Annotated in this window: 3 protein-coding genes; 2 read left to right on the top strand and 1 reads right to left on the bottom strand. The window is 73.4% G+C overall.

Annotation, left to right across the window (positions count from 1 at the left end):
• The coding region (locus ACFV0G_RS38035) for a hypothetical protein (protein ID WP_380558021.1) at window positions 1–188 on the bottom strand (188 nt) is incomplete at its 3' end.
• Between the two features lie 338 nt (window positions 189–526).
• Here ACFV0G_RS38035 and ACFV0G_RS38030 point away from each other — a divergent pair.
• Both ACFV0G_RS38030 and glmS read left to right on the top strand, forming a co-directional pair.
• Complete coding sequence (locus tag ACFV0G_RS38030; RefSeq protein ID WP_380558018.1) at window positions 527–805, top strand: hypothetical protein; 279 nt, start codon at window positions 527–529, stop codon at window positions 803–805.
• 34 nt (window positions 806–839) lie between these two features.
• Window positions 840–2,666: a glutamine--fructose-6-phosphate transaminase (isomerizing) gene (gene glmS, locus ACFV0G_RS38025; RefSeq protein ID WP_380558015.1), complete on the top strand. Its 1,827-nt coding sequence runs from the start codon at window positions 840–842 to the stop codon at window positions 2,664–2,666.
• Window positions 2,667–2,711: the final 45 nt, after the last annotated feature.

Raw genomic sequence — 2,711 nt, 5'->3', positions numbered from 1 at the left:
CCCGCGCGTGCTCGGGGGGGGGGGGGGGGCGCGGGGGCCGCGCCCGCGCGCGGCCCCCCCCCGGCGGCGGGGGGGCGCCGGGGGGCGCCGGGCGCCGCCGCCGGGGTCCACTGGGTCACCGCCACCGCGCCGAGGCCGAGGGCCCCGAGCAGGAAGGCGGTGATGATCGCGAAGATCCGCGGATGCATGGCTGGAGTCCCCCGTGGTCGATGACGGACAGGCGGCTCACCCATCCTGGCGGTGACGGTGCCGAAATCGCGGAGCGGCAGCCGTCGAGGACCGAGTGTCGGCACGTCCGGCCGAGGACATCCCCCGTCCGGCGCAACGGCCTCCCCTGCCGTCACCCCGTCCGCTGACACGGTCTCACACGGCCTCGGGGCCGGCGCGGGAAGCCGGACCGAACGGGCGCCGCGCCCCGCCCGCCCTACCCGAGAACCGACCCTACTGCCCGAATATCCGAAGATCCTGCCCGAAATCGGGCAGAAATCTTGGGTCTACGGCGGCGGCGCGCATAGGCTCCGGTGTCGTGCCCGGTTCGTCCCACCCTCACGAAGACCTGCTCGCCCACCTCACCCGCACCAGCCCGCTCGGTCCGGGCGAGGCGGCGCGGGTCGTGGCGGAGGTGCTGGCGTACTTCTCCGAATCCACGGAGGACTACGTCCGCCGCCGCCACGGCGAGCTCCAGGCACGCGGACTGACCAACGAGCGGATCTTCGCCCGCCTCGGCGCCGAGCTCGCGGCCCGCCGGGTCGCCGCACCCGAGCTGTCCACCCGACAGCTGCGCCGCATCGTCTACGGCGGCTGACCGCCCGCCCTCTGTACCCAAGGAGTTGCCACCCATGTGCGGAATCGTGGCCTACATCGGCCCCAAGGACGCCACCGCCTTCCTGCTGGAGGGCCTCGCCCGGCTGGAGTACCGCGGCTACGACTCGGCCGGCGTCGCCGTCACGGGCAAGTCCGGCGGCCTCAAGGTCTGCAAGGCCAAGGGCCGGGTCGCCGACCTCGCCGCCGCCGTGCCCGCCCGCTTCAAGGGCACCACCGGCATCGGCCACACCCGCTGGGCCACCCACGGCGAGCCGAGCGACGCCAACGCGCACCCGCACACCGACAACGCCGGCAACATCGCGGTCGTCCACAACGGCATCATCGAGAACGCCGAGGAGCTGCGCGCCCGCCTCACCGCCGACGGCGCCGTCTTCCACTCTGAGACCGACACCGAGGTGCTCGCCCACCTGGTGGCCGCGCACACCGGCGAGGACACCGAGCTCGAGGAGGCCGTCCGGGCCGCCCTCAAGCACGTGGTCGGCACCTACGGCATCGCCGTCGTCGACGCCCGCCGCCCCGACCGGATCGTGGTCGCCCGCAACGGCAGCCCGATCGTGCTGGGCCTCGGCGAGAAGGAGATGTTCGCCGCCTCCGACGTCTCCGCGCTCGTCCGCTACACCCGGCAGGTCGTCCACCTGGAGGACGGCGAGCTCGCCGTGGTCCGCGCCGACGGCTTCCGCACCTTCACCGAGGACGCCCGCACCGTCACCCGCCAGCCGTCCACCGTCGACTGGGAGGTCGGCGCGTTCGACACCGGCGGCTACGAGCACTACCTGCTCAAGGAGATCCACGAGCAGCCCGCCGCCGTCGAGCGCACCCTGTCCGGCCGGCTCGACGAGCGCTTCGCCACCGCCCACCTCGGCGGCCTCAACCTGGACGCCCGCGAACTGCGCGAGATCCGGCGGGTCAAGATCCTCGGCTGCGGCTCCGCCTACTACGCCGGCGAGATGGGCGCCCAGCTCATCGAGGAGCTCGCCCGCATCCCCGCCCACAGCGAGCCCGCCTCCGAGTTCCGCTACCGCAACCCGGTGATCGAGGCCGACACCCTGTACGTGGCGGTCAGCCAGTCCGGCGAGACCTACGACACGCTCGCCGCCGTCCAGGAGATCAAGCGCAAGGGCGGCCGCGTCCTCGGCGTCGTCAACACCGTCGGCAGCGCCATCGCCCGCGAGTGCGACGGCGGCATCTACCTGCACGCCGGCCCGGAGATCTCGGTCGCCTCCACCAAGGCCTTCACCTCCACGGTGATCGCCTTCGCCCTGCTCGCCCTGCACTTCGGCCGGATCCACGACCTCTCGCCGGCCGACGGCCGCCGCATCGTCGGCGCCCTCAAGGCCCTGCCCGGCCACATCCGGCAGATCCTGGAGCAGCAGGACGCGATCGCCAAGCTCGCCGCCGAGTACGCCGACAACGCCGGGATGATGTTCATCGGGCGCGTCCGCGGCTACCCGGTCGCCCGCGAGGGCGCCCAGAAGCTCAAGGAGATCTCCTACGTCCACGCCGAGGCGTACCCGGCCAGCGAGCTCAAGCACGGCCCGCTCGCGCTGATCAGCCCCGAGCTGCCGACCGTCGCCCTCGTCCCCGACGACGAGCTGCTCGACAAGAACCTCACCACCCTCGGCGAGATCAAGGCGCGCTCCGGCCGCGTCCTCGCCATCGCCCACCGCGAGCCCGACGCCAAGCTCGCCGACCACTGCATCGTCGTCCCCAAGAGCGAGCCCGAGCTCGACCCGCTGCTGCTCAACATCCCGCTGCAGCTGCTCGCCTACCACGCCGCGGTGGCCCTCGGCCGCGACGTCGACAAGCCGCGCAACCTCGCCAAGAGCGTCACCGTCGAGTAGCCGGGCCGCCGCCTCCCGGTACCGGCCGCGGCCGCTACCGGGAGG

The sequence above is a fragment of the Kitasatospora sp. NPDC059571 genome, from assembly GCF_042735675.1.
In the GTDB taxonomy this organism is placed as follows: domain Bacteria; phylum Actinomycetota; class Actinomycetes; order Streptomycetales; family Streptomycetaceae; genus Kitasatospora.
The sequence above is the reverse complement of the archived record's forward strand: the minus strand, read 5'-3'. Positions and strand labels throughout refer to the sequence as shown.